General features: G+C 66.4%; 21 protein-coding genes. 11 read left to right on the forward strand and 10 right to left on the reverse strand.

Annotated features, from left to right (window positions below):
* Positions 1 to 162: 162 nt before the first annotated feature.
* The 4 genes from trxB (at position 163) to infA (ending at position 3,578) form a co-directional block, all read left to right on the forward strand.
* On the forward strand, positions 163 to 1,116 hold the full coding sequence (trxB, locus tag ACFOLC_RS00675; RefSeq protein ID WP_386756763.1) for a thioredoxin-disulfide reductase: 954 nt from the start codon (positions 163 to 165) through the stop codon (positions 1,114 to 1,116).
* Positions 1,117 to 1,326: 210 nt separating this feature from the next.
* Entirely contained in the window at positions 1,327 to 2,541 is a 1,215-nt protein-coding gene (locus tag ACFOLC_RS00680; protein ID WP_386756765.1) for a GNAT family N-acetyltransferase, read from the forward strand.
* Positions 2,504 to 3,265: a leucyl/phenylalanyl-tRNA--protein transferase gene (aat, locus tag ACFOLC_RS00685; RefSeq protein ID WP_386756767.1), complete on the forward strand. Its 762-nt coding sequence runs from the start codon at positions 2,504 to 2,506 to the stop codon at positions 3,263 to 3,265. Before ACFOLC_RS00680 ends, aat begins: the two co-directional genes overlap by 38 nt.
* Before the next feature lie 94 nt (positions 3,266 to 3,359).
* Positions 3,360 to 3,578 carry a translation initiation factor IF-1 gene (gene infA, locus ACFOLC_RS00690; RefSeq protein WP_031372296.1) on the forward strand — a complete coding sequence of 73 codons (219 nt, stop codon included), beginning with the start codon at positions 3,360 to 3,362 and terminating at the stop codon, positions 3,576 to 3,578.
* A gap of 62 nt (positions 3,579 to 3,640) precedes the next feature.
* Here infA and clpA read toward each other — a convergent pair whose 3' ends face one another.
* Together clpA and clpS are read right to left on the reverse strand one after the other, a co-directional pair.
* Positions 3,641 to 5,923 carry an ATP-dependent Clp protease ATP-binding subunit ClpA gene (gene clpA, locus ACFOLC_RS00695; RefSeq protein WP_386756768.1) on the reverse strand — a complete coding sequence of 761 codons (2,283 nt, stop codon included), beginning with the start codon at positions 5,921 to 5,923 and terminating at the stop codon, positions 3,641 to 3,643.
* A 141-nt stretch (positions 5,924 to 6,064) separates the two neighbouring features.
* Entirely contained in the window at positions 6,065 to 6,385 is a 321-nt protein-coding gene (gene clpS / locus ACFOLC_RS00700; RefSeq protein ID WP_386756770.1) for an ATP-dependent Clp protease adapter ClpS, read from the reverse strand.
* Between the two features lie 101 nt (positions 6,386 to 6,486).
* On the opposite strand from clpS, the gene ACFOLC_RS00705 reads away from it, so the two are divergent.
* From ACFOLC_RS00705 to hflD, 4 genes are read left to right on the forward strand one after another with little or no spacing between them, the layout of a single operon-like run.
* Positions 6,487 to 6,996 (forward strand): YbjN domain-containing protein, encoded by a 510-nt coding sequence (locus tag ACFOLC_RS00705; protein ID WP_386756771.1) that lies wholly within the window; start codon positions 6,487 to 6,489, stop codon positions 6,994 to 6,996.
* Positions 6,996 to 7,475: an NUDIX hydrolase gene (locus ACFOLC_RS00710; protein ID WP_386756772.1), complete on the forward strand. Its 480-nt coding sequence runs from the start codon at positions 6,996 to 6,998 to the stop codon at positions 7,473 to 7,475. The genes ACFOLC_RS00705 and ACFOLC_RS00710 overlap by 1 nt, the downstream gene beginning before the upstream one ends.
* 14 nt (positions 7,476 to 7,489) lie before the next feature.
* Positions 7,490 to 8,659: a tRNA 2-thiouridine(34) synthase MnmA gene (gene mnmA / locus ACFOLC_RS00715; RefSeq protein ID WP_386757907.1), complete on the forward strand. Its 1,170-nt coding sequence runs from the start codon at positions 7,490 to 7,492 to the stop codon at positions 8,657 to 8,659.
* Positions 8,656 to 9,273 (forward strand): high frequency lysogenization protein HflD, encoded by a 618-nt coding sequence (gene hflD / locus ACFOLC_RS00720; RefSeq protein ID WP_386756773.1) that lies wholly within the window; start codon positions 8,656 to 8,658, stop codon positions 9,271 to 9,273. Before mnmA ends, hflD begins: the two co-directional genes overlap by 4 nt.
* Before the next feature lie 2 nt (positions 9,274 to 9,275).
* Here hflD and ACFOLC_RS00725 read toward each other — a convergent pair whose 3' ends face one another.
* Together ACFOLC_RS00725 and ACFOLC_RS00730 are read right to left on the reverse strand one after the other, a co-directional pair.
* Positions 9,276 to 9,419 (reverse strand): hypothetical protein, encoded by a 144-nt coding sequence (locus ACFOLC_RS00725; protein ID WP_386756775.1) that lies wholly within the window; start codon positions 9,417 to 9,419, stop codon positions 9,276 to 9,278.
* Positions 9,420 to 9,582: 163 nt separating this feature from the next.
* Positions 9,583 to 12,204: a bifunctional aconitate hydratase 2/2-methylisocitrate dehydratase gene (locus ACFOLC_RS00730; RefSeq protein ID WP_386756777.1), complete on the reverse strand. Its 2,622-nt coding sequence runs from the start codon at positions 12,202 to 12,204 to the stop codon at positions 9,583 to 9,585.
* 373 nt (positions 12,205 to 12,577) lie between these two features.
* Between ACFOLC_RS00730 and acnA the strand changes: the two genes are divergently transcribed.
* Positions 12,578 to 15,334: an aconitate hydratase AcnA gene (acnA, locus tag ACFOLC_RS00735; protein ID WP_386756778.1), complete on the forward strand. Its 2,757-nt coding sequence runs from the start codon at positions 12,578 to 12,580 to the stop codon at positions 15,332 to 15,334.
* A gap of 210 nt (positions 15,335 to 15,544) precedes the next feature.
* Here the strand turns inward: acnA and ACFOLC_RS00740 are convergent, their stop codons facing one another.
* The gene (locus ACFOLC_RS00740) at positions 15,545 to 15,985 is read right to left on the reverse strand and encodes a nuclear transport factor 2 family protein (RefSeq protein ID WP_386756779.1); all 441 of its coding nucleotides are present in this window, start codon (positions 15,983 to 15,985) and stop codon (positions 15,545 to 15,547) included.
* Between the two features lie 193 nt (positions 15,986 to 16,178).
* Here ACFOLC_RS00740 and ACFOLC_RS00745 point away from each other — a divergent pair, with 193 nt between their 5' ends.
* Positions 16,179 to 17,858, forward strand: coding sequence for a long-chain fatty acid--CoA ligase (locus tag ACFOLC_RS00745; protein WP_386756780.1), 1,680 nt, complete (start codon positions 16,179 to 16,181; stop codon positions 17,856 to 17,858).
* A 162-nt stretch (positions 17,859 to 18,020) separates the two neighbouring features.
* On the forward strand, positions 18,021 to 18,899 hold the full coding sequence (locus tag ACFOLC_RS00750; protein ID WP_386756781.1) for a crotonase/enoyl-CoA hydratase family protein: 879 nt from the start codon (positions 18,021 to 18,023) through the stop codon (positions 18,897 to 18,899).
* 21 nt (positions 18,900 to 18,920) lie between these two features.
* Here ACFOLC_RS00750 and ACFOLC_RS00755 read toward each other — a convergent pair whose 3' ends face one another.
* The 5 genes from ACFOLC_RS00755 to ACFOLC_RS00775 form a co-directional block, all read right to left on the reverse strand.
* Positions 18,921 to 21,089: an ATP-binding protein gene (locus ACFOLC_RS00755; protein ID WP_386756782.1), complete on the reverse strand. Its 2,169-nt coding sequence runs from the start codon at positions 21,087 to 21,089 to the stop codon at positions 18,921 to 18,923.
* Between the two features lie 3 nt (positions 21,090 to 21,092).
* The gene (locus tag ACFOLC_RS00760; RefSeq protein ID WP_386756784.1) at positions 21,093 to 22,160 is read right to left on the reverse strand and encodes an HD domain-containing phosphohydrolase; all 1,068 of its coding nucleotides are present in this window, start codon (positions 22,158 to 22,160) and stop codon (positions 21,093 to 21,095) included.
* A gap of 104 nt (positions 22,161 to 22,264) precedes the next feature.
* Positions 22,265 to 23,788: a lysine--tRNA ligase gene (gene lysS, locus ACFOLC_RS00765; protein WP_386757909.1), complete on the reverse strand. Its 1,524-nt coding sequence runs from the start codon at positions 23,786 to 23,788 to the stop codon at positions 22,265 to 22,267.
* 154 nt (positions 23,789 to 23,942) lie between these two features.
* A protein-coding gene (gene prfB, locus ACFOLC_RS00770; protein WP_386756785.1) for a peptide chain release factor 2 occupies positions 23,943 to 25,071 on the reverse strand; the annotation gives its coding sequence in 2 pieces (ribosomal slippage) (positions 23,943 to 24,995 and positions 24,997 to 25,071; 1,128 coding nt in all).
* Between the two features lie 107 nt (positions 25,072 to 25,178).
* On the reverse strand, positions 25,179 to 25,811 hold the full coding sequence (locus ACFOLC_RS00775; RefSeq protein WP_386756787.1) for a YkvA family protein: 633 nt from the start codon (positions 25,809 to 25,811) through the stop codon (positions 25,179 to 25,181).
* Positions 25,812 to 25,839: the final 28 nt, after the last annotated feature.

Genomic DNA, 25,839 nt, shown 5'->3' on the forward strand with positions numbered 1-25,839 from the left:
CAGTGCAACATTGCGTCGCGGGACGCGCCTTGTTTTGGCGGGATCGCGCCTCCAAGCTATGGCTCAACGTTCCATCGACACGCCCGCGTACGGATTCAGCACGCCTGCGTATGGCGGAACACTTCGCGCAAGAGCGCATTCCTACAGCCCGCGATTATACCCATGACCCCATCGAAGCACTCCAAAGTCATCATCCTCGGCTCCGGCCCGGCCGGCTGGACCGCCGCCGTCTACGCGGCACGCGCGAACCTGAAGCCGCTGGTGATCACCGGCCTGCAGATGGGCGGTCAGCTGATGACCACGACCGAGGTCGACAACTGGCCCGGCGATGCCCACGGCCTGATGGGCCCGGACCTGATGACGCGCATGCAGGCACACGCCGAGCGCTTCGACACCGAAGTCGTGTTCGACCACATCCACACGGCCGACTTGGCAAACCGTCCGTTCAAGCTCATCGGCGACAGCGGCGAGTACACCGCCGACGCCTTGATCATCGCCACCGGCGCCACCGCCAAGTACCTGGGCCTGCCGTCGGAAGAACTGTTCAAGGGACGCGGCGTGTCCGCCTGCGCGACCTGCGACGGCTTCTTCTACAAGGACCAGGACGTGGCCGTGATCGGCGGCGGCAACACCGCGGTCGAGGAAGCGCTGTACCTGTCCAACATCGCCCGCAAAGTCTACCTGGTGCATCGCCGCGACACGCTGCGCGCCGAGAAGATCATGCAGGACAAGCTGCACGCCAAGATCCAGGCCGGCAAGATCGAGCCGATCTGGCATCACGAAGTCGACGAAGTGCTCGGCAACGACGCCGGTGTCACCGGCCTGCGCGTGAAGTCGGTGCAGGACGGCTCCAGCCGCGAGTTGTCGATCCACGGCCTGTTCGTGGCGATCGGCCACACCCCGAACACCAGCCTGTTCGAAGGCCAACTGGCGATGAAGAATGGCTACCTCACCATCCAGACCGGCCTCGACGGCAACGCCACCCAGACCTCGGTGCCGGGCGTGTTCGCCGCCGGCGACGTCGCCGATCAGGTCTATCGCCAGGCCATCACTTCGGCCGGCTTCGGCTGCATGGCCGCGCTCGACGCCGAGAAGTTCCTGGACAAAGAAGGCTGAGCGGTTCCCGACGCGAATTGACGCGGAGCGAATCCACGGGCATGTCATCCCGGGCGTAGCCAGGGATCTGCTTGAAGTTGTCACCTCGAACGCAGCAAGGGATCTGTTTTTTTCCGTGCGATCGCCGACGGAAAGCAGGTCCCTCGCTGCGTTCGGGACGACAGTTCAGGCTCAGGACGCGACATCCATGTTATTCCGTGTTCACGTTCCATGACCGCCACGCCTACCGCACGCATCCTCGACTCGCTCGCGCAGATTTCCGCCGCGCAATGGGACGCGCTGCACGACGGCCGCAACCCGTTCATTGCCCACGCCTTCCTTGCCGGGCTCGAACAGCACGGCTGCCTGCGCGCGCAATGGGGCTGGACGCCCCATCACCTCACGGTCTGGGAAGGTGAGGCGCTGGTCGCCGCCGCACCGGCCTATCTGAAGGACAACTCGCACGGCGAGTTCGTGTTCGATCACGTCTGGGCGCACGCCCATGCCCAGCAGGGCCTGGACTACTTTCCGAAATGGCTGTGCGCCGTGCCCTACTCGCCCGTGACCGGGCCACGGCTGCTGGCATGTGATGCCGCCCATCGACGCACGCTGACCGGGCTGTTGGCCGCGCTGGCGGAGCGCAATGGCCTGTCGTCGGCACACGTCAATTTCCACCGCGACGATGAGGAACCGGCCTTTGGCGACGACTGGCTGCCGCGCGTCGACGTGCAATACCACTGGCGCAACCCGGTCGATGCCGCCGACGAACCGTGGCGCGACTTCGATGCGTTCCTGGCCGCCTTCGACCACAAGCACCGCAAGAACATCCGCCAGGAGCGGGCCAAGGTGACGCGGGCCGGCATCACATTCCGTGTGGTCGAGGGACATCAGGCCAGCGAGGCCGACCTGGCCGCGATGCACGGCTTCTATCGGCAGACCTTTGCCGACTACGGCAACCATCCGGCGTTGACGCTGGAGTTCCTGCAGCACCTGGCCGCCACCCTGCCGGCATCGCTGGTGATCTTTCTCGCCCAGCGCGAGGGCCGGGCGATTGCCGGCGCGTTGTGCCTGCGCGGCGGCGACACGCTGTACGGTCGCTACTGGGGCGCCGCGGAGACCTGGCCGGGCCTGCATTTCGAGACCTGCTACTACCAGGGCATCGAATATTGCCTGCGCCATGGACTGACCCGTTTCGAGCCCGGCGCCCAGGGAGAGCACAAGCTCGCACGCGGTTTCCTGCCGAGCCTGGTGCACAGCCGGCACTGGATTGCGCACGAGGGCTTCCGCGAGCCCCTGCGCGACTGGTGCGCGCAGGAGGCCGCCTCGGTGCAGCGTTACGCGGCGACGCTGGCGGCGCACACGCCGTTCAAGTCGCCCGCAGGCACAACCATCGGCCATGATCGCATCGATGAGTTCACTGCCCGCCCTGCTGCCGGCCGATCCTGAGGCGCCGTTCCCGCCGGCGGAGCGGGCGTTGCGCCAACCCGACGGGCTGCTGGCGGTCGGCGGCGACCTGTCGCCGGCGCGCCTGCTCAATGCCTACCGGCACGGCATCTTCCCCTGGTACTCCGCGGGCCAGCCGATCCTGTGGTGGTGCCCGGACCCGCGCACGGTGTTCGCCACCGATCACGTGCGGCTGTCGTCGAAATTCCGCCGCAGTCTGCGTCGCTGCGATTGGACGGTCCGCGCCGACACCGCCTTCGCCGAGGTGATCGAGGCCTGTGCGAGGACTCCGCGTCCGGGTCAGCACGGCACCTGGATCATCGACGACATGCGCGTCGCCTACCAGCGCATGCACGCGCTTGGCTACGCTCATTCGTTCGAGGTATTCGACGGCGAGCGCCTGGTCGGCGGCATCTACGGCATCGCCGTCGGCCGGATGTTCTTCGGCGAGAGCATGTTCAGTGCGCAGCCCGGCGGCTCCAAGGTCGCCCTGGCTGCCCTCGCCCACCACCTCGACCACTGGGGCTGGCCGCTGATCGATGCCCAGGTCGAGAACGACCACCTGCTGAGCCTGGGCGCACAACGCTGGCCACGGCGTCGCTTTCTGGAAACTGTGGCCGACCTGCGCGACCAGCCCGAACTCCGCGGCCCCTGGACCGCGCGCGTGGGCGACTGGCCGGCCCGGCGCTTGGGCATCACGGGCGATCAGGCCCCGGCAGCCGATTAACATATTTTTTGCGCCCTCGCCGATGGCGTGGCAGAATGCCCGGCTTCGTTCCTCGCTTTATTCCAAGGCGACCCCTTCACAACCCAGGAACCACATGGCAAAAGACGACGTGATCGAATTCGAGGGCACGGTGGCGGAAACCCTTCCGAACACCATGTTTCGTGTGCGCCTCGAAAACGGGCACGAGATCATTGCCCACATCTCCGGCCGCATGCGCAAGAACTACATCCGCATCCTGACCGGCGACAAGGTGAAGGTCGAAATGACCCCTTACGACCTGACCAAGGGTCGTATCACCTACCGCATGAAGTAATTGCGGTAACCCATTGAAAAAAGGCGGCCAGTGGCCGCCTTTTTTGTTTTCCTGCGGACCGTTCACACCGTGACCGGCAGCAGCTTCTCCGGCTCGGCCTGCGCCTCGACCACCAGCTCGTCGTCGCGTACGTCGATGGTGACCCGACCGCCGCCGACCAGCTTGCCGAACAACAGCTCGTCGGCCAGCGGGCGCTTGACCTTGTCCTGGATCACCCGCGCCATCGGCCGCGCGCCCATCAGCGGGTCGAAACCGTGCTGGGCCAGCCAGTCGCGCGCGGTCGGGGTCGCGGTCAGCGTGACGTTCTTCTCGTGCAGCTGGGCTTCCAGCTCGATCAGGAACTTGTCGACCACGCGCAGGATGTGGTCGAAGCCCAGCGCCTGGAACTGCACCACCGCGTCGAGGCGATTGCGGAATTCCGGGGTGAAGCTGCGCCGGATCACTTCCATTGCATCGGTCGAATGGTCCTGCTGGGTGAAGCCGATCGTGCGCCGCGCCGCCTGCGCCGCGCCGGCGTTGGTGGTCATCACCAGGATCACGTTCTTGAAGTTGGCCTCGCGGCCGTTGGTGTCGGTCAGCACGCCGCGGTCCATGACCTGCAGCAGGATGTTGAAGATGTCCGGGTGGGCCTTCTCGACCTCGTCCAGCAGCAGCACGCAGTGCGGGGTCTTGACGATCTTCTCGGTCAGCAGGCCGCCCTGGTCGAAGCCGACGTAGCCCGGGGGCGCGCCGATCAGGCGGCTCACCGAATGCGGCTCCATGTACTCGGACATGTCGAAGCGCACCAGTTCGATGCCCAGTTGCAGCGCCAGCTGCTTGGTGACCTCGGTCTTGCCGACGCCGGTCGGGCCGGCGAACAGGAAGTTGCCGATCGGCTTGTCCGGGTTGCCCAGACCCGAGCGCGCCAGCTTGATCGCCGAGGTCAGCGTGTCGATGGCCGGGTCCTGGCCGAAGATCACCATCTTCAGGTTGCGCTCGAGGTTCTTCAGCACGTCCTTGTCGGAGGCGCTGACCTGCTTGGTCGGGATCCGCGCCATCTTGGCGACGATGGTCTCGATCTCCTCGACGTCGATCAGGCTCTTGCGGATGCCTTCGGCCAACAATCGCTGCCGTGCGCCGGCCTCGTCGATCACGTCGATGGCCTTGTCCGGCAGCAGGCGGTCGCCGATGTGCTTGACCGACAGGTCGACCGCCGCGTGCAGCGCCTCGTCGGCGTAGGTCACGCCGTGATGCGCTTCGTACTTCGGCTTGAGGCCGACCAGGATTTCATAGGTCTCGCCCACGGTCGGCTCGACGATGTCGATTTTCTGGAAGCGCCGCGCCAGGGCCCGGTCCTTCTCGAAGATGCCGCGGTACTCCTGGAACGTGGTCGAACCGATGCAACGCAGCTCGCCCGAGGCCAGCGCCGGTTTGATCAGGTTGCTGGCGTCCATGGTGCCGCCACTGGCGCTGCCGGCGCCGATGATGGTGTGGATCTCGTCGATGAACAGCACCGCTTCCGGCAGCTTCTTCAACTGGGTCAGCACGGCTTTCAGGCGCTTCTCGAAATCGCCGCGGTACTTGGTGCCGGCGACCAGCGCGCCCAGGTCGAGGGCATAGATCACCGCGTCGGCCAGCACTTCGGGCACGTCGCCGTCGACGATGCGCTTGGCCAGGCCCTCGGCGATCGCGGTCTTGCCGACGCCGGCCTCGCCGACATACAGCGGGTTGTTCTTGCGGCGGCGGCACAGCACCTGGATGGTGCGCTCGACCTCGTCGGCGCGACCGACCAACGGGTCGATCTTGCCGTCGCGGGCGAGCTGGTTGAGGTTGACCGCGAATTCGGCCAAGGCGTCGGCCTTGCCCTCGCCCTCGCCGCCTTCGCTGGCGCGGGCCTCGCCGTCCTCGGGCGGGCTGCCGGGTTCTTCGGAGCCGTGCTTGGCGATGCCGTGGGAGAGGTAATTGACCACGTCCAGGCGCGCCACGTCCTGCTGGTTGAGGAAATAGACCGCGTGCGAGTCCTTCTCGCCGAAGATCGCCACCAGCACGTTGGCGCCGGTGACCTCCTTCTTGCCCGAGGACTGGACGTGGTAGACGGCGCGCTGCAACACGCGCTGGAAGCCCAGCGTCGGCTGGGTGTCGCGATCGACGTCTTCGGGCAACACCGACACCGAGGTGGCGATGGCCTGCTCGAGGTCGCCGCGCAGGCGCGCGAAGTCGGCGCCGCAGGCCTTGAGCACGCTTTCGGCCGAGGGGTTGTCGAGCAGTGCCAACAGCAGGTGTTCGACCGTCATGTACTCGTGGCGCGCCTCGCGGGCGCGCTTGTAGCACTGGCCGATGCTGTATTCGAGATCCTTGCTGAACATGGGGCGAAAGCCTCCGGAAGCTACTGCTGTCCTAGATGGGGGCTGGTGCAATGATTTCCATGCCGGCCCCTTGCTGGCTTGGACCCGCATCGGCCCCTCGGGTTGCGCCCTTCATCCATGGGGACGTCGTAAGCAGAACTTTTAGGCCTTTTCCATCGTGCACAGCAAGGGGTGCTGGTGCAGCCTTGAGAATTCGTTCACCTGCGCCACCTTGGACTCTGCGACCTCGCGGGTGAAAACCCCGCATACGCCCCGGCCGCGGGTATGCACGTGCAGCATGATCTGGGTCGCCTTCTCGACGTTCATCGGGAAAAAACGCATCAGTACCTCGACCACGAAGTCCATCGGGGTGTAGTCGTCGTTCAGCAGCAGCACCGAATACAGCGGTGGCCGTGCGATTTCCGGCTTCCCGGTTTCCACCAGTACGCCGTGGCTGTGTTCGTGTTCGGTCTGTTTTGCCATGCGCGAATTATAGGGGGGGCGCGGCGACGGTCGTGGACGCCCGCGTGGCGCGCCGGCAAAATAACCTCGGGAAATACCTCTCATGGCCCGCAAGGACCGATATGCACCTGGCTTCGCTTCCGCTCGCACTGCTCCTGTCGACGCCGGCCCTGGCCGCGACCGAGGCGGCCAAGCCCCTCGCCGATGAAACGAAGCGTTCCACGACTGCCGACGTGGCCGTCCGCAATCAGCTCGATGCCCTCGACTACCAGTACGAGGTCGATGCCGACGGCGACTACAAGCTGACCTTCGACCTGGACAACGAGCGCAGCCAGCTCGCGTTCGTGATCTCCGGTGTCGAGGACTACGGCACGTTCCGCATCCGCGAGGTCTGGGCCCCGGCCTACCGGTCGCCCGGTGAGCAGCTCCCGGTTGAGGTCGCCAACCGGCTGCTCGAGGACAGCCAGTCCAGCAAGATGGGCGGCTGGGTCAAGCAGGGCAACCTGGCCGTGTTCGTGGTCAAGATCGCCGCCGACGCATCGAGCAGGGCGCTCGACGACGCGATCGACTACGTCGTGCGCGCCGCCGACCAGATGGAAGCCGAGCTGACCCCGGGCAAGGACGAATTCTGATGACCTACCGCGAAGGCCGTTTCTGGCAGCCGGACGTGACCGTGGCGACGGTGGTGGTCGACGCCGGCCGCCTGCTGATGGTCGAGGAGTCGGTCGGTGGCAAGCTGGTGCTGAACCAGCCCGCCGGTCACCTTGAACCCGACGAGAGCCTGATCGAGGCCGCCCTGCGCGAGACCCGCGAGGAAACCGGCTGGGACGTGCGCCTGACCGCCTTCGTCGGCGCCTACCAGTGGACGGCGCCGATCAACGGCGACGGCAGCGGCGGCCGCCATTACCTGCGCTTCGCCTTTGCCGCCGAGCCACTCGCGCACGACCCCGCCCGTCCGCTCGACGAAGGCATCGTCCGGGCGCTGTGGATGACCCCGGGCGAACTCGAAGCCGCCCAGGCCCGCCACCGCAGTCCGCTGGTCTGGCGCACCGCCGCCGATTTCCTGGCCGGCCGCCGCCACCCGCTGGAGCTGATGCAGCAGTTGGCATGAGCACGACAGGTTCCATGCAGGCCCGCACCATCGTCGGCATGTCCGGCGGCGTTGACTCCTCGGTCGCGGCGCTGCGCCTGCGCGACGCCGGCGAGCCGATCGCCGGCTTGTTCATGCAGAACTGGGCCGACGACGACGCGCAGGACAGCGCGAGTGCCGCTGCAGGCAGGACGCCGAAAGCGGCCGGCAGTGGTGGAGACTGCCGCGTCGAGGACGACCGCCGCGACGCGGTCGCGGTCAGCGGCCGGCTCGGCATCCCGATCCACTTCCGCGATTTCTCCGGTGAATACTGGGCCGGCGTGTTCGAGCACTTCCTGGCCGAGTACGCGGCCGGGCGTACGCCCAACCCGGACGTGCTGTGCAACCGCGAGATCAAGTTCAAGCATTTCCTCGATGCCGCCCGCGAACTGGGGGCACAGTTCATCGCCACCGGCCACTACGCCCGGGTCGAACAGGTCGGTGGCCATCACCGGCTGCTGCGCGCGGTGGACCGCAGCAAGGACCAGAGCTACTTCCTGCACCAGCTGGGCCAAGCGCAACTGGCGGCAACGAAGTTCCCGCTGGGCGAGCTGCTCAAGCGCGACGTGCGGCAGATGGCGCTCGATGCCGGCCTGCCGACCGCGACCAAGAAGGATTCGACCGGCATCTGCTTCATCGGCGAGCGCGACTTCCGCGAGTTCCTCGGCCGTTACCTGCCGGCACGCGAAGGCGAGATGCGCACCCCCGACGGCCAGGTGATCGGCCTGCATCCAGGCGTGTTCTATTTCACCCTCGGCCAGCGCGAAGGCCTCAACATCGGCGGCGTGCGCGGCTTCGAGCCGGCGCCGTGGTACGTGGTCGGCAAGGATGTCGCCGGCAACGTCCTGTACGTCGACCAAGGCGCGGCCAGCCCATGGCTGATGTCGCAGGCGTTGTGGTCGGAACCGGCGCACTGGATCGCCGGCGCCGCCCCCGCGGAACGCTTCACCTGCACCGCCCAGACCCGCTACCGCCAGGCCGACGAAGCCTGTGAGGTGACGGTATGTGACGACGGCACTCTGGAAGTACGCTTCCCCCGCCCCCAACGTGCAGTGACGCCGGGGCAATCCCTGGTGCTCTACGACGGCGAGGTCTGCCTTGGCGGCGCGGTGATCGCCGCCACCGACGCGCCACTCGAACTACGACTGAAGGCCCAAGCTGCATGAGTCAAAGCAATTCGATCTCCGAGCGCGTCCTGGCACTGGCCGGGCTGGTGCAGGCGCTGGCGCAGGTGCGCCGGGTCGCCGACACCGGCCAGGCCAACGCCGCGATCCTCGGCACCGCATTGGATTCGGTGTTCCGCATCGATGCGGTCTCGCCGGCCGCGGTCTACGGCGGCACCGAGCCCCTGCGCCCGGGCCTGACCCTGCTGCGCGACTACTTCTCCAGCCAGTCCAAGGACGAGCAACTGCCGCGACTGGCGCTGGCAGTGGTGCAACTGGAGCGGCGTTTCGTCCGCGATGCGGCCATGGCCACGCGTGTGCAGGCCGGCATCCGCGCCCATGCGGCGACGGCGGAACGGCTCGGCAGCAGCCACCCCGAGGTGCTGGCCGCATTGGGCGGCCTGTATGCGGAGACGCTCAGCCACCTGCGTCCGCGCGTCCTGGTTCAGGGCAACCCGCACTACCTGGGCCAGGCCCCGGTGGTGGCCGAGGTGCGCGCGGTGCTGCTGGCGGCAGTGCGCTCGGCGGTGCTGTGGCGGCAGCTCGGCGGCAGTTTGTGGGACCTGTTGTTGCGTCGCCGCGACATGCTCGCCGCGATCAACACCCACCTGCGCTGAGGTCAGCCGGCGAAGGGGTCGGTCAGCCCGATGCCTGCTCCGCCCTGGGCCCAGGCCCAGGCCACGGCTGCAATCAACGCAAACGCCAACATCCAGCGGAGCACCTGCTCGACCCGGTCCGCCCGGGTGGATTTCTGCATCTTCATGTTGTCCCCCCTGCCCTGCGTGTAATGAGACGGCAGCACGCAATGCAAGTCCTTGACTAAGGTCACGCACCGCACGCACGACAGCGGCCACCTTTCAAGACGATGACAGCGGACACAAAAAACCCCGGCGATGCCGGGGTTTTTCGTTCGACCGATATCGGGCTCATGCGGCGACGGTGTCGGCGACCTGCTTGTACTCCTCGATCTGGTCGAAGTTCATGTAGCGGTAGATCTCCGCGCCCTTGGCGTTGATCACGCCGATGTCGGCCATGTACTCCTCGCGCGTCGGGATGCGGCCCAGTCGCGAGCAGATCGCGGCCAGCTCGGCCGAACCCAGGTACACGTTGGTGTTGCGGCCCAGGCGGTTCGGGAAGTTACGGGTCGAGGTGGAGAACACCGTCGCGCCCTCGCGCGCCTGTGCCTGGTTGCCCATGCACAGCGAGCAGCCCGGCATTTCCATGCGCGCACCGGCGGTGCCAAAGGTGCCGTAGTGGCCTTCCTTGGTCAGCTCGGAGGCGTCCATCTTGGTCGGCGGTGCGACCCACAGGCGGGTCGGGATGTCGCGCTTGCCTTCCAGCAGCTTGGCGGCGGCGCGGAAGTGGCCGATGTTGGTCATGCACGAGCCAATGAACACTTCATCGATGTGCGCGCCAGCGACTTCGAACAGTGTCTTCACGTCGTCCGGATCGTTCGGGCAGGCGACGATCGGTTCCACTATTTCGTTGAGGTCGATCTCGATGACCGCAGCGTACTCGGCATCGGCATCGCCTTCCAGCAGCTGCGGGTTGGCCAGCCAGGCTTCCATCGCCTTGATGCGGCGGGCGAGCGAGCGCGGGTCGGCGTAGCCCTCGGCGATCATCCACTTCAGCAGCGTGATGTTGCTGTTGATGTATTCGATGATCGGCGCCTTGTCGAGGTGCACGGTGCAACCGGCGGCCGAACGCTCGGCCGAGGCGTCGGACAGCTCGAACGCCTGCTCGACCTTGAGCTGCGGCAGTCCTTCGATCTCGAGGATGCGGCCGGAGAAGATGTTCTTCTTGCCCTGCTTGGCGACGGTCATCAGGCCCGACTTGATCGCGGCCAGCGGGATCGCGTTTACCAGGTCACGCAGCGTCACGCCCGGCTGCATCTCGCCCTTGAAGCGGACCAGCACCGACTCGGGCATGTCCAGCGGCATCACGCCGGTGGCGGCGGCGAACGCGACCAGACCCGAGCCGGCCGGGAACGAGATGCCGACCGGGAAACGCGTGTGCGAGTCGCCGCCGGTGCCGACGGTGTCGGGCAGCAGCATGCGGTTGAGCCAGGAGTGGATGACGCCGTCGCCCGGACGCAGCGAGATGCCGCCGCGGTTGGAGATGAATTCCGGCAGCGTGTGGTGGGTTTTGACGTCGACCGGCTTCGGGTATGCCGCGGTGTGGCAGAACGACTGCATCACCAGGTCGGCCGAGAAGCCCAGGCAGGCCAGATCCTTCAGCTCGTCGCGGGTCATCGGGCCGGTGGTGTCCTGCGAACCCACCGAGGTCATCTTCGGCTCGCAGTAGGTGCCCGGGCGCACGCCTTCACCTTCGGGCAAGCCACAGGCGCGCCCCACCATTTTTTGCGCCAGCGAGTAACCCTTGCCGGTGTCGGCCGGGTTCTGCGGCAGGCGGAACAGCGTCGAGGTCGGCAAGCCCAGCGCCTCACGCGCCTTGGCGGTCAGGCCGCGACCGACGATCAGCGGGATGCGGCCGCCGGCACGGACTTCGTCCAGCAGCACGTCGGACTTCAGCGCGAACTCGGCGATCACCTCACCGTTCTTCAGTGCCTTGCCTTCGTACGGGCGCAGCTCGACGACGTCGCCCATGTTCATCTGCGAGACGTCGAGTTCGATCGGCAGCGCGCCGGCATCTTCCATGGTGTTGTAGAAGATCGGGGCGATCTTGCTGCCCAGGCACACGCCGCCGAAGCGCTTGTTCGGGATGAAGGGGATGTCCTGCCCGGTGAACCACAGCACCGAGTTGGTGGCGGACTTGCGCGAGGAACCGGTGCCGACGACGTCGCCGACGTAGGCGACCAGGTGGCCGTTGTCCTTGAGCGATTCGACGAAGGCGATTGGGCCGCGCTTGCCGTCTTCTTCCGGCTCGAACGGCGCGCCTTCGCGCTTGTTCTTCAGCATCGCCAGCGCGTGCAGCGGGATGTCCGGGCGCGTGGTCGCGTCGGGCGCCGGCGACAGGTCGTCGGTGTTGGTTTCGCCCGGCACCTTGAACACGGTGATGGTCAGCGATTCCGGCACTTCCGGCTTGCTGGTGAACCACTCGGCGTCAGCCCAGCTCTGCAGCACGGCTTTGGCATTCGAGTTGCCCTGCTCCGCCTTCTCCTGCACGTCGTGGAAGGCATCGAACATCAGCAGCGTGTGCTTGAGCGCATTGGCGGCGACGGTGCCGACCTGTGCGTCGTCGAGCAGCTCGATCAGCGGATGGATGTTGTAGCCGCCGAGCATGGTGCCCAGCAGTTCGGTGGCGCGCTCGCGGCTGATCAGCGCGTTGTGCTCGGTGCCGAAGGCGACCGCGGCCAAATACGAGGCCTTGACCTTGGCGGCGTCGTCGACGCCGGCCGGAACGCGGTTCGTGATCAGATCGAGCAGGAAGCTCTCTTCGCCGGCCGGCGCTTGCCCCTTAGAAGCGAGCTTCAACAGCTCGATGACCTCGGCGGTCTGCTGGGCGGTCAACGGCAACGGCGGGATGCCCAGCGCGGCGCGCTCGGCAACGTGTTGGCGGTAGTCGGAGAGCGTGCTGCTGGAGAGCATGAAGAGTCCCGTCGTATGGTGCGAAGTGACACTGACCGACGCTGCGAAACCTGCCCGGAAGCGGGCGTGCAGAGGGTCGGCGTGGGATCGGAGCGGCCCTTGGAAAGGCTGGCCCCTCGACCGCGTATTTTGCCTGCAATGGCCTTTCACGGCAATGCGCGAAAAGTCGGACAGCCATGTCCTGCAAGGCTTTGCGCGGCCTGATGGAACGCAGTGGCGCGGCTTGGACCATTGTCTGCACGCTACCTGAATCCAATATGGTGATAATCCAAGGCCTGTGTGTCGCCACCGGTCGCGACATGAGCCAGCCAACGTGCCGTCGCCCGCACAGCGAACGGCCACAGCCAGTCGTACGTACAGGAGCCCCACCGACATGCTCGACTCCTTCTCCACCCGCCGCCAGCTGACCGTCAACGGCCGCACCCTCAGCTATTACAGCCTCCCGGCCCTGGGCGAGCGCTTCGACATCGGCAAGCTGCCCTATTCGATGAAGATCCTGCTGGAGAACCTGCTGCGCCACGAGGACGGCGGCATCACGGTCGGCAAGGACCACATCGAGGCGGTGGCGAAGTGGGATGCCGGGGCCGAACCGGATATCGAGATCGCCTTCATGCCGGCGCGCGTGGTGCTACAGGACTTCACTGGCGTGCCCTGCGTGGTCGACCTGGCGGCGATGCGCGACGCGGTCGGCAAGCTGGGCGGCTCGGCCTCGCAGATCAATCCGCTGATTCCGTCCGAGCTGGTCATCGATCACTCGGTGCAGGTCGACGTGTTCGGCACGGCCCAGGCGCTGGACCTCAACGGCAAGATCGAGTTCGAGCGCAACAAGGAGCGTTACAGCTTCCTGCGCTGGGGCCAGAAGGCATTCCACAACTTCAAGGTGGTGCCGCCCAACACCGGCATCGTCCACCAGGTCAACCTGGAGCACCTGGCGCGGGTGGTGGTCGAGCGCGAGGTGGGTGGTGAGCACCTGGCCTTCCCCGACACCGTGTTCGGCACCGACAGCCACACCACGATGATCAACGGCATCGGCGTGCTGGGCTGGGGCGTGGGCGGCATCGAGGCCGAGGCCGCGATGCTGGGTCAACCCTCGTCGATGCTGATCCCGCAGGTGGTCGGCTTCAAGCTCACCGGCCAGCTGCCCGAGGGCGCGACCGCGACCGACCTGGTGCTGACCGTCACCCAGATGCTGCGCAAGCTCGGCGTGGTCGGCAAGTTCGTCGAGTTCTACGGCGACGGCCTGCAGCACCTGCCGCTGGCCGACCGCGCCACCATCGCCAACATGGCGCCGGAATACGGCGCGACCTGCGGCATCTTCCCGATCGACGCCGAGGCGCTGAACTACCTGCACCTGTCCGGCCGCAGCGCCGAGCAGATCGCATTGGTAGAGGCCTATGCCAAGGCGCAAGGCCTGTGGCACGAACCCGGCGCACCGGAGGCCACCTACTCCGCCACGCTCGAACTCGACCTCGCCGACGTCAAGCCGTCGCTGGCCGGCCCCAAGCGCCCACAGGACCGCGTGCTGCTGGTGGACCTGAAGCAGAACTACCGCGACAACCTCGGCCCGATGACCGCCACCCGCGACAAGCGCTCGCCGGAAGTGGCCAATTTCGTCTCCGAAGGCGGTGGCGCGGCGGTCGGCAACGAGGCGCTGCACAAGGGGGTCGCCGACATCACCATCAACGCGCAGAACGTGCGCCTGAAGGATGGCGCCGTGGTGATCGCCGCGATCACCTCCTGCACCAACACCTCCAACCCGGCGGTGATGCTTGGCGCCGGTCTGCTCGCGCGCAACGCCGCCAAGCTCGGCCTGAAGGCCAAGCCGTGGGTGAAGACCTCGCTCGGACCGGGCTCGCTGGTGGTCACCGATTACCTGCGCAAGGCTGGCGTCCTCGATGACCTGGAGAAGCTCGGCTTCTTCGTGGTCGGCTACGGCTGCACCACCTGCATCGGCAACTCCGGCCCGCTGCCGACCGAGGTCAGCGCTGGCATCGCCGCTGGTGACCTGGTCGTGGCCTCGGTGCTGTCGGGCAACCGCAACTTCGAAGGGCGTGTGCATCCCGAGGTGAAGATGAACTACCTCGCCTCGCCGCCGCTGGTGGTGGCCTACGCGATCGCCGGCACGGTCGACATCGACCTGAGCACGCAGCCGCTGGGCCAGGACGCCAGCGGCAAGGACGTGTTCCTGCGCGACATCTGGCCTACCAACAAGGAAATCGGCGACGTCATTGCCGCCACCGTCGGCCCTGAGCTGTTCGCGCAGAACTATGCCGACGTGTTCAAGGGCGACACGCGCTGGAACCAGATCGCCTCGCCGGACGGCGAAGCCTTCCTGTGGGAAGACAGCTCGACCTACATCAAGAACCCGCCCTACTTCGACGGCATGACCATGGCCGTGGGCTCGATCGATGACCTGCATGGCGCGCGCGTCATGGGGCTGTTCGGCGACTCGATCACCACCGACCACATCTCGCCGGCCGGCAACATCAAGAAGGATTCGCCGGCGGGCCGCTTCCTGATCTCGCGCGGCGTGCAGCCGGCCGACTTCAACAGCTACGGCAGCCGCCGCGGCAACGACGACGTGATGGTGCGCGGCACCTTCGCCAACATCCGCATCAAGAACCTGATGTTTGGTGGCGAGGAAGGCGGCAACACGCTGTATTTCGGCAGCAACCCTGCGGAGAAGATGTCGATCTACGATGCCGCGATGAAATACAAGGCCGACGGGGTGCCGCTGGTGGTGCTGGCCGGCAAGGAATACGGCACCGGCTCCTCGCGCGACTGGGCCGCCAAGGGCACCAACCTGCTGGGCGTGAAGGCGGTGATCGCAGAAAGCTTCGAGCGCATCCACCGCTCCAACCTGGTCGGCATGGGCGTGCTACCACTGCAGTTCCTCGACGGCGAGAACGCGCAAAGCCACGGCCTCGATGGTTCGGAAACGATCGACGTGGTGGGCCTGGCCGACGGCACCGCCAAGCGTGCCACCGTGACCGCCCGCAAGGCCGACGGCAGCGAGAAGCGCTTCGAGGTCAAGGTGCTGCTGTTGACGCCGAAGGAAGTCGAGTACTTCCGTCATGGCGGCATCCTGCACTACGTGCTGCGTCAGCTGGCCGCGAAGAAAACCGGGTAACACTCCGGAAGACGGAAACCCGGCCCGCCGCGAGAGTGGCGGGCCGACGCAATCGCCATGGAAGCTCGTCATCCCCGCGAAGGCGGGGATCCACGGACGTTGTTTGGTCTGCCATCAGAAGAGCGAAAGTCCCTGGGTTCCCGCCTACGCGGGAATGCAGGCTGGATGGATTCCCGCCATGCGGAGTGACGGGCTGGAGATATACCGCTCCTACAGTTTTGACGTCCAGCGTGCACTGGTAAGTCGCCACTCGCCGTCGTCTTCGCGCCAACCGGTCTCGACGTCGTAAAGCCGGGCCGCGTCCGGCAGGCCCTGCCCTGTTCCCACCGCCACCGCCACCGTGAGGCGGGCGGTCGCATGCCCGGGCTGCAACTGCACGTCGACCGGCCCCAAGGTCACGCCGATCTCACGGTGGCGCAGGAACAACAGCTGCGCCAGACGCCGGGCGCCATCGCGGTCGAGCGATTCCGGGCCGACGAAGTCGGTGGCCAGCATTTCCTGCAGGGCGGAAGCGTCACGCTGCTCGATGGCGGCCTCGACACTGGCGACCGTCTCGCGCAGGCGTTGCTCCGGCGGCGTGCGTGCACAGCCGATGGCGAGCAGCGTCAACAACAGCCAGACGGCCGCTGGACGCCAGCGATGGTTGCGCATGTCACCCCTCGAGTGCCCCGATGCGCACATCCTGACATGCCGCCAATGCAGCCGGCAGCTCCCGAGCACCTCGCTGCAGCCCGCGCCTTGCCAGCCCCTAGAGCCTATGCTCCAATCCCTGAAAGACCGTACGCCAGCGCATTTGACCGCAACCGGCGAAACGGTGTCACCGGCGATTTAAGAGGGGATCGCGATGAGTTTTGAACGTCCGTGGTTGGCGCAGTACCCGCAAGGCGTCCCGGCACAGATCGATGTCGACGAGTACCCGTCGGTCGTCTCCGTGCTGGAAGGGGCGATCGACAAGTACCGCGACCGGCCGGCGTTCGCCAATCTCGGCAAGACCCTGACCTACGCCGAGATCGACACGCTCAGCGCCCAGTTCGCGGCCTACCTGCTCGGCGAACTCAAACTCAAGAAGGGCGATCGCGTCGCGATCATGATGCCCAACTGCCTGCAGTACCCGATCGCGACGTTTGGCGTTCTGCGCGCCGGCCTGACCGTGGTCAACACCAATCCGATGTACACGGCGCGCGAGCTCAAGCACCAGCTTGTCGACTCCGGCGCCAGCGTGATCCTGGTGCTCGACAATTTCGGCCACACCGTGCAGGAGGTGATCGCCGACACCCAGGTCAAGCAGGTCATCACCACCGGTCTGGGCGACATGCTGGCCTTCCCGAAGGGCGCGATCGTCAATTTCGTGCTCAAGTACGTCAAGAAGATGGTCCCCGACTACGATCTTCCGGGTGCGATCCGCTTCAAGGATGCGTTGACGCTGGGGCAGATGCACAAGCTGCCGTCGATCGAGATCGGCCCCGACGACATCGCCTTCCTGCAGTACACCGGCGGCACCACCGGCGTCGCCAAGGGTGCGATGCTCACCCATCGCAACCTGGTCGCCAACATGCAGCAGGCGGCGGCCTGGGTCGGCGTCAACGTCAAGCCCGGCGAAGAAATCATCATCACCGCGCTGCCGCTGTACCACATCTTTGCCCTGACGGCGAACGGCATGGTCTTCATGAAGTTCGGCGGTCTGAACTACATGATCACCAACCCGCGTGACATGAAGGGCTTCGTCAAGGAGCTCAAGGGCGTCCCCTTCACCGCCATCACCGGCGTCAACACGCTGTTCAACGGCCTGCTCAACACGCCCGGTTTCGATCAGGTCGATTTCTCGCGCCTGCACCTGACCCTAGGCGGCGGCATGGCCGTGCAACGCTCGGTTGCCGAGCGCTGGAAGAAGGTCACCGGCGTGACCTTGATCGAGGCCTATGGCCTGACCGAGACCTCGCCCGCGGCCTGCATCAACCCGATGGACCTGAAGGACTACAACGGTGCGATCGGCCTGCCGATCCCGTCCACCGACGCGTGCGTCAAGGACGAGGACGGCAACATGCTGCCCATGGGCGAGGTCGGCGAGTTGTGCATCAAGGGCCCGCAGGTGATGAAGGGCTACTGGCAGCGGCCGGAGGAAACCGACAACGTCATCGATGCCGACGGCTGGCTGCATACCGGCGACATGGCGCGCATGGACGAGCAGGGTTTCTTCTACATCGTCGACCGCAAGAAGGACATGATTCTGGTGTCGGGTTTCAACGTGTACCCGAACGAGGTCGAGGACGTGATCGCGATGATGCCGGGCGTGCTCGAGGTCGCCGCGGTTGGCGTCGCCGACGAGAAGTCCGGCGAGGCGGTCAAGGTCGTGATCGTCAAGAAGGATCCCGCGCTGACCGCCGAGCAGGTCAAGGCGCACGCGCGCGAACACCTCACCGGCTACAAGCACCCCCGGCTCGTCGAGTTCCGCACCGAGCTGCCCAAGACCAACGTCGGCAAGATCCTGCGCCGCGAGCTGCGCGACCCGCCCAGCGGCCACTGACGCTTCCTGCCACCGCCGCGCGTACCTGCGCCCGCAAGGCCGACCGGCCTTGCGGGCGTTTCACTTTGCGGGCATAGAATCGACCGGTCGGACGCACCTTTCTGTTGCCACTGCCGTCCCGTACAGCGACCGGCCGGACGGTTTACCCACGGAGGATTCGCAATGTCAGCAGTCACGCCCTTCCATCGCATCGATTCGGGCCGCACCCTGCGCGTGATCGAGGAGGCCGATCGCGGCGTCTACTGGTGCCACATGCATGCCGGTGCCGCCCCGGGCCGGCGCGCCTGCTTCTCGACGGCCCTGGTCGACGACATCATCGAGTACCAGCGCAACCTGGGCGATCGGCTGCGGCTTGGCAGCCGCATGGCCGCGTCGTCCCTGCCGCACGTGGTACTGGCCTCCGACAGCGATGCGTTCAACCTGGGCGGTGATCTCGAACTGTTCTGTCGCTTGATCCGCAGCGGCGACCGCGATGGCCTGCTGACCTACGCGCGCCAGTGCGTGCGCGGTGTGCACGCCTTCCATGCCGGGCTCGATGCCGGCGTGCACAGCATCGCCCTGGTGCAGGGCGACGCCCTGGGCGGCGGTTTCGAGGCCGCGCTGAGTTGCCACACCATCGTGGCCGAGGAAGGTGCGTTGATGGGCCTGCCGGAGGTGCTGTTCGACCTGTTCCCGGGCATGGGTGCCTATTCGTTCCTGTGCAAGCGCATCACCCCGCACCAGGCCGAGAAGCTGATGCTCGAAGGCAATGTCTACACCAGCGAGGAAATGCACCGCATGGGGCTGGTCGACGTACTGGTGCCGAAGGGGCATGGCGTCGAGGCGGTCGAGGACGTCATCCGTGCCAATCGCCGTATTCCACACGCACGTGCCGCGATGCACCAGGTGCGTGCGCTGGCGCAGGCGGTCACGCTGGACGAGATGATGCGGATCACCGAAATCTGGGTGGATACCGCCCTGCAGTTGGGGGAAAAGTCGTTGCGCACCATGGACCGTCTGGTCCGCGCGCAATCGCGGCGCGCAAACAGCGAGGCGGCGTGAAGCGCCTTGCCGTGATTGCGCTCAGGGGGAGCGCTCGCCTTCGCCGCGCGTAGCGCGCTGCCGTTCGCGGGCATCGAGCGCCACCCTGCCCTGGGCCAGGCGCTCGCCCAACCCTTCCCAGCGGGATCGCCATTCGCGCGCCAGCTGCCAGTCGGGAATCCGCATCAGCTCGCCGCTGACTGCGGCCAGCTTGATCAGGCCCAGGTTGCTGGCGACGCCCTTGAGGGCGTGCGCCTGTTCGCGCACCCGCTCCCAGTCCTGGTGCGCGCCGGCTTCGGACAAGGCGCCGATGCAGGTGTCGGCGTCACGCAGGCATTGCGCGACGAACTCGCGTTCAAAACCTGCGCCCATGCCGAGGGCATCCAGCTCGTCCAGAACCGTGTTGTCGAAGATGCCGTCGCTGAACGGCAGCTCCGTGCGCAGCGCCACGACCGGTGCACCAAAGCGGCCGTGCGAGGCGATTTCGGCCAGAGTGTCGAGCAGACGCACGGTCGACACCGGCTTGGCGAGGAACGCGCGCGCGCCGGCCTGCTGGCAGGCCTGGATCGACTCCGGCGTGACATCAGCGCTGAGGATCAACACCGGCGTGCGGCGCCCGCCGCCGGCTTCCATCACCCGCAATTGCTTGAGCAGGTCGAGGCCGCTGACGTCGGGCATGTGCAGGTCGGCGATCACCGCGTCGTAGTCGGTCGCCGCCAGCGCATTGAGCACGTCCTCCCCGCCGTCGACGCAGACCACGCGGTGGCCGGCCTTCTGCAGCAGGCGCTGCAGGACCATGCGGTTGGCGGCGTGGTCGTCGGCCACCAGGATCGACAGGCTGCGCACGCGCGCGCGGTGGCGCAGGAAAGGATCGGAGAAGGCGATGACGTTGGGCGAGACATCGGCTTCGTCCGTTGCCGGCGTCGCTCCTGCCTCGTCGGATGGCATCGTGGCGATGCGATCGAACGGTAGCTCCACCCAGAAGCGGCTGCCGTGCTGTTCCGCGCTCTCGAAACCGATGCTGCCGCCCATCGCCTCGGTCAGTCCCTTGGCGATGGTGGTACCCAGCCCAGTGCCGCCGTAGCGACGCGCCAAACCGACGTCGGCCTGCTCGAAGGCCTCGAACAGGCGCTGCCGCACTGCCACCGGGATGCCGATGCCGGTATCGGTCACGGTGAAACGCAGGCGCACGCGTTCGGCGGTCTGGCTGGACACGGCCACCTCGAAACGCACCGAGCCCTGGTCGGTGAACTTGACCGCGTTGCCGGCCAGGTTGATCAGCACCTGGCGCAGATGCACCAGGTCGCCGCGCAGGTTCTGCGGCACATCATCGGCGATCGCCGCCTCGTAACGCAGTTGCTTGGCGCGCGCCTGCGGTTGCAGGATCAGGCCGATGCTGCCGACCAGTTCGCGCGGGGAAAACTCCACCAGGTCGAGCTTGAGCTTGCCGGCCTCGATCGCCGAGATGTCGAGCACGTCCTCGACCAGGGCCAGCAGGCTGCGTGCGGAGGCCTGGATGGTGTTCAGGCATTCGCGCTGCTCGGCGTCCAGGCGGGTGGTCGCCAGCAGCTCGGACATGCCCGCCAGCCCGTTCAACGGCGTGCGGAACTCGTGGCTCATGTTGGCCAGGAAGCGGCTCTTGGCCTCGTTGGCACGGCGCGCATCGTCGATTGCGCGGGTCAGGGCATTGAGCAGCGAATCGAAGTACAGCGGCACCGCGCCCAGACCGAGCAGCAGGCCCCACGACAGGTAGGGGTTGGTCTTCCAGTACGGCGACAGCAGGGTCACCAGCAGGAAAGATACAGTTGCCAGCGCGGTGGCGATGCGCAGGTAGCGACTGCCGTAACGCATGCCGTTGCCGATCGTCACCCACAGGTACACGGCGTACAGGGGCGCGGCCGGCTCGCCCTCGATGCACATGATCGCGCCCATCGCCGAGTAATCGGTGAGCATGCCGATCCAGCGCCGCGGGTGCGACACGCCCGGTCGACGCAGGATGGCGACCAGCAGGCCGACGGCGACCAGCAGCTCGCCCACCAGGATCAGCCAGGTGACCGGCAGGGTGTGGTTACCGTCTTCCAGGTGCAGGTAACGCCAGCCCAGATAGGAAATGAACAGGGCCGTGATGGCGATGCGGACCAGGTCCTGCGTGTGCTCGCTGTCGGGTCGCCCCGCCAACCGCGCCTTGAAGCCGTGCAGGACCGAAACCATTGGCTACTCCATGCCCGGGCGTGCGGTGACCGCCGAGTAGCGGTCGCAGATGTCCTCCAGCCGTTCGCGGCTGCGGATCAGTGCATCCACGCAGCGGGGATCGAACAGGCGCCCACGCTGCGCATACAGGTAGCCAAGCGCCGCATCCACGTCCCAGGCCTTCTTGTACGGGCGCGGCGATACCAGCGCATCAAATACGTCGGCAACCGCCACGATCCTGGCTTCCAACGGGATTTCCTCGCCGACCAGGCCATCCGGATAACCGCTACCGTCGAAGCGCTCGTGATGGCGCAGGGCGATCAGCGCACCGGCCTGGATGAAGCGGTTCTGGCTGCCGCTGAGCAATTCGTAGCCGATGCGCGGGTGGCGCCGCATCACCGCGGTCTCGTCCTCGGTCAGTGGACCGGTCTTCATCAGCACCGCATCGGGGATCGCGATCTTGCCGATGTCGTGCAACGGCGCGGCCATCTCGATCACCCTCACCTCGTCCTCGAACATGCCCAGTTGTTCGGCGATCAGGCCGGCGACGTGGGCCATGCGCTCGAGGTAGGCGCTGGTGCCGGCATCGCGGTACTCGATCGCCCGCGCCAGGCGCGACAGGGTCTCGCGTTCGCGCTCCTCGACCTCGTGCATCGACGACAACAGCCGCTGCTCCAGCGACAGCGCCCGTTGCTTGACGTTCTCCGACTGCTGGCGCAGCTGCAGCAGGTTGCGGCAGCGCGCACGCAACTCGCGCGGGCGCACCGGCTTGACCAGGAAGTCGATCACGCCCGCTTCGAGCGCTGCCTGGCGCACCGGCTCGTCGCCGACCACGGTGACCAGGATGATCGGGATGTCGCGGTGCAGCGGCAGGCGACGGAACCGGCGGGCGAACTCCAGGCCGTCGATGACGGGCATGCGGTAGTCCAGCAGCAACAGGTCCGGCTGATGCGCCTCGCACCAAGCCAGCGCCGCTTCCGGGTCACCGAAGTCGTGCACATGCAGCTCGGACGCTATGTCCTCAATGATATGGCGCAGCATCGTGCGCGCGGAGGTTTGATCATCGACGATGACGACATTCACACCCGGCATCCACTAAGAGCCGCCACCCCCTGTGGCGGCTGTACGGACGAGGATACCCCCGCAGCGGCGCCACTGGCAGCGATTTGTGCCAGTAGGCGGCAACGGGAAACCGGTCAGGCACCGGCCTCGGGGCGCATGTAGGGGAACAGCAGCACGTCGCGGATCGAAGCTGAACCGGTCATCAGCATCACCAGCCGGTCGATGCCGATGCCGAGCCCGCCGGTCGGTGGCAGACCGACCTCAAGCGCGCGGATGTAGTCGGCATCGAAGTGCATGGCCTCATCGTCGCCGCCCTCCTTGGCCTCGACCTGGGCCTGGAAACGCGCGGCCTGGTCCTCGGGGTCGTTCAGCTCGGAGAAGCCGTTGGCGATCTCCTTGCCGTTGATGAACAACTCGAATCGGTCGGTCAGCTGTGGATCGCGGTCGCTGGCGCGCGCCAGCGGACTGACCTCAACCGGATGGTCGGTGATGAAGGTCGGCTGGATCAGCGTGTGCTCGACGGTCTTCTCGAAGATCTCCAGCAGCAGCTTGCCCCAACCGTAGCCCGGCTTGACCGCGCACTTCAGGCGCGCGCAGTGGGCGCGCATCTTGTCGAGGTCACGCAGGTCCTCACGCTGGATCTCCGGGTTGTGCTCGAGCACGGCGTCGGTCATCGACCAGCGGCGGAACGCCGGGCCGACGTCGATGTCGTTGCCTTCCCAATGCAGCCGGGTCGTACCGAGAACACCCTGCGCCACGTCGCGGATCACGCCCTCGGTGAGGTCCATGATTTCGGTGTAGGTGGCGTAGGCCTCGTACAGCTCGAGCATGGTGAATTCGGGGTTGTGCCGGGTCGACACGCCCTCGTTGCGGAAGTTGCGGTTGATCTCGTAGACGCGCTCCAGGCCGCCGACGACCAGGCGCTTGAGGTACAACTCCGGCGCCACGCGCAGGTACAGGTCCAGGCCGAGCGCGTTGTGGTGCGTCTCGAACGGCTTGGCCGCGGCGCCACCGGGGATGTAATGCATCATCGGCGTCTCGACCTCAAGGAAACGCCGCGTGTCGAGCCAGGCGCGCATCGCGCGGATGATCTTGGAACGCTTGACGAAGACCTCGCGCGCCTCCGGCGTGACGATCAGGTCGACATAGCGCTGGCGGTAGCGCTGCTCGACATCGGCCAGGCCGTGGAACTTGTCCGGCAGCGGCCGCAGCGACTTGGTCAGCAGGCGCAGCGACTCGGCCTTGATCGACAGCTCACCGGTCTTGGTACGCGTCAGCACACCTTCGGCCGCGACGATATCGCCCACGTCCCAGCTCTTGAAGGCGTCGTAGGTCTCGCCGAGCACGTTGGCCTGCAGGAACAACTGGATGCGGCCGGACTCGTCCTGGATCTGCACGAAGCTGGCCTTGCCCATGACCCGCTTGAGCAGGATGCGACCGGCCACGGCGACACGGTGGCCCTTGGCCTCCAGTGCCTCGGCGGTCCACTGCTCGGCGTCGGCGTAAGCCGCCTGCAGATCGCCGGCGTAGTCGGCACGGCGGAAATCGTTGGGGAATGCGATCCCCTGCCCGCGCAACGCCGTGAGTTTGGCGCGACGCTCGGCGATCAGGAAATTCTCGTCGGCGTGCGTCTGCGGTTCGGGCGTGTGGTCGGTCATGGTCGGATGCGGGTCGATAGGAGTGGGGTTGTTGCTCGTCATCCCTGCCCTTCGACCTGCTCAGGGCAGGCTCCAGCGGGGATCCAGTGTCTTGGCTCGGGCGGGCAAATGCAAAATCGCCGGTTCCCCGCCTGCGCGGGGACGACGGATACGGTTACACGGCGTCGGCGCGTTTCGAACCGACTTCCAGGCCCGACTTGAGGCTGGCCTCGACGAACTCGTCGAGGTCGCCGTCGAGGACCTTCTGCGTGTCGCTGCGCTCGATGCCGGTGCGCAGGTCCTTGATGCGGCTCTGGTCGAGCACGTAGTTGCGGATCTGGCTGCCCCAGCCGATATCGGATTTGGTCGCCTCGACCGCATCGCGCTCGGCGTTGCGCTTCTGGATCTCCAGCTCGTAGAGCTTGGCGGCCAGCATCTTCATCGCGTTGTCGCGGTTCTGGTGCTGGCTGCGGCCGGTCTGGCACGCCACGACAATGCCGGTCGGCACGTGGGTGATACGCACCGCCGACTCGGTCTTGTTGACGTGCTGGCCACCGGCGCCGGAGGAGCGGTACACGTCGGTGCGCAGGTCGGCCGGATTGATGTCGATGTCGATGTTGTCGTCGACTTCCGGCGACACGAACACCGAGGTGAAGCTGGTGTGGCGGCGGTTGTCGGAGTCGAACGGCGACTTGCGCACCAGCCGGTGCACGCCGGTCTCGGTCTTGAGCCAGCCGTAGGCGAAATCGCCCTCGACCCGCAGGGTGGCCGACTTGATGCCGGCGACGTCACCGCCGCTGACTTCCATCAGCTCGGTCTTCCAGCCGCGCGACTCGCACCAGCGCAGGTACATGCGCAGCAGGATCTCGGCCCAGTCCTGCGCCTCGGTGCCACCGGCGCCGGCCTGGATGTCGACGAAGGCGTTGGCCGCGTCCATCTTGCCGGAGAACATGCGGCGGAACTCGAGCTTCTCGACTTCCTTGGCGTAGCGTTCGACGTCGTCGACCACGGCCAGTGCCGTGCCTTCGTCGTTCTCCATCTCGGCCAGTTCGAGCAGCTCGTCGCCGCCAACCAGGCCTTCGGTCAGCGTGCGAATGCCGACGACGACCTTCTCCAGCGAGGAGCGCTCGCGGCCCAGTGTCTGGGCGCGCTCGGCGTCGTTCCAGACGTCCGGGCTTTCGAGTTCGCGGTTTACTTCTTCGAGGCGTTCGACTTTGCTGTCGTAGTCAAAGATACCCCCTGAGCGAATCCAGCCGACCCTTGAGGTCGGCGATGCGCTGGCGGACGGGATTGAGTTCGATCATGTCCGGTGTGATGAGGCCAAAGGAACCGGAGATTCTAACAAACGCCGCACTAACAAACACCGCCGGTGTCCGGCAAGGAAAGCCGCGGCGGCCTTGAGTGGCCGGACTCAGCGGAACTTGAACAGTCCCGGGCGCCAGCCACCGTCGGAGTAGCGGCGGATGGGCCCGTAACTGCTGCTGCCACCGTAGCCGCTGCCGAAGCCCTGACCCGCATCAAAATCGCGACTGCGGCGGAGATGCATGCGCTCCTGCAACTCCTCGCGGCGGCTGCCCAGCCAGTCGGCGCGCCCCACCGTTTCCGGCTTCAGGCCACGACGTTCGGACTCGCGCTGCCGGAAATCGCAGAAGTCCTCGTAAGCCTCGATTTCATGGTGCAGTTCACGCGCGCACAGCTCGATCATGATGGCGTCGTCAAGGAAACCCAGCACCGGCACGGAGTCGGGAATCGCATCGGAGGGTGTGGCGAAATAGACCAGGGCCGAGCGCACGTGGGTCGCGTCCTCCTCGGCCAAGGCCCAGCCTTCGTCGCGGATCATCGCAATCAGGGTGTCGAGCAACTGCAACCGGTCCTTGACGAACTCGGGGGAATGGTTGTGCTGGGCCTTGTCCAGCAACTGCGTGGCGGCCTGCACGATCTCGTCGGTGCTCTTGTTGCCGGCTGCCTTGCGGGCCGTCTCGATCATGCCCGTGAAATGCTGCAGGTCCCGATCAGACAGCTCGATGTTGAGCGTCAATGACATGGCGTGCTCCACGATGGGGAATCGGGGA

The sequence above is a fragment of the Lysobacter cavernae genome, assembly GCF_042648505.1.
Lineage (GTDB): Bacteria > Pseudomonadota > Gammaproteobacteria > Xanthomonadales > Xanthomonadaceae > Lysobacter_L > Lysobacter_L cavernae.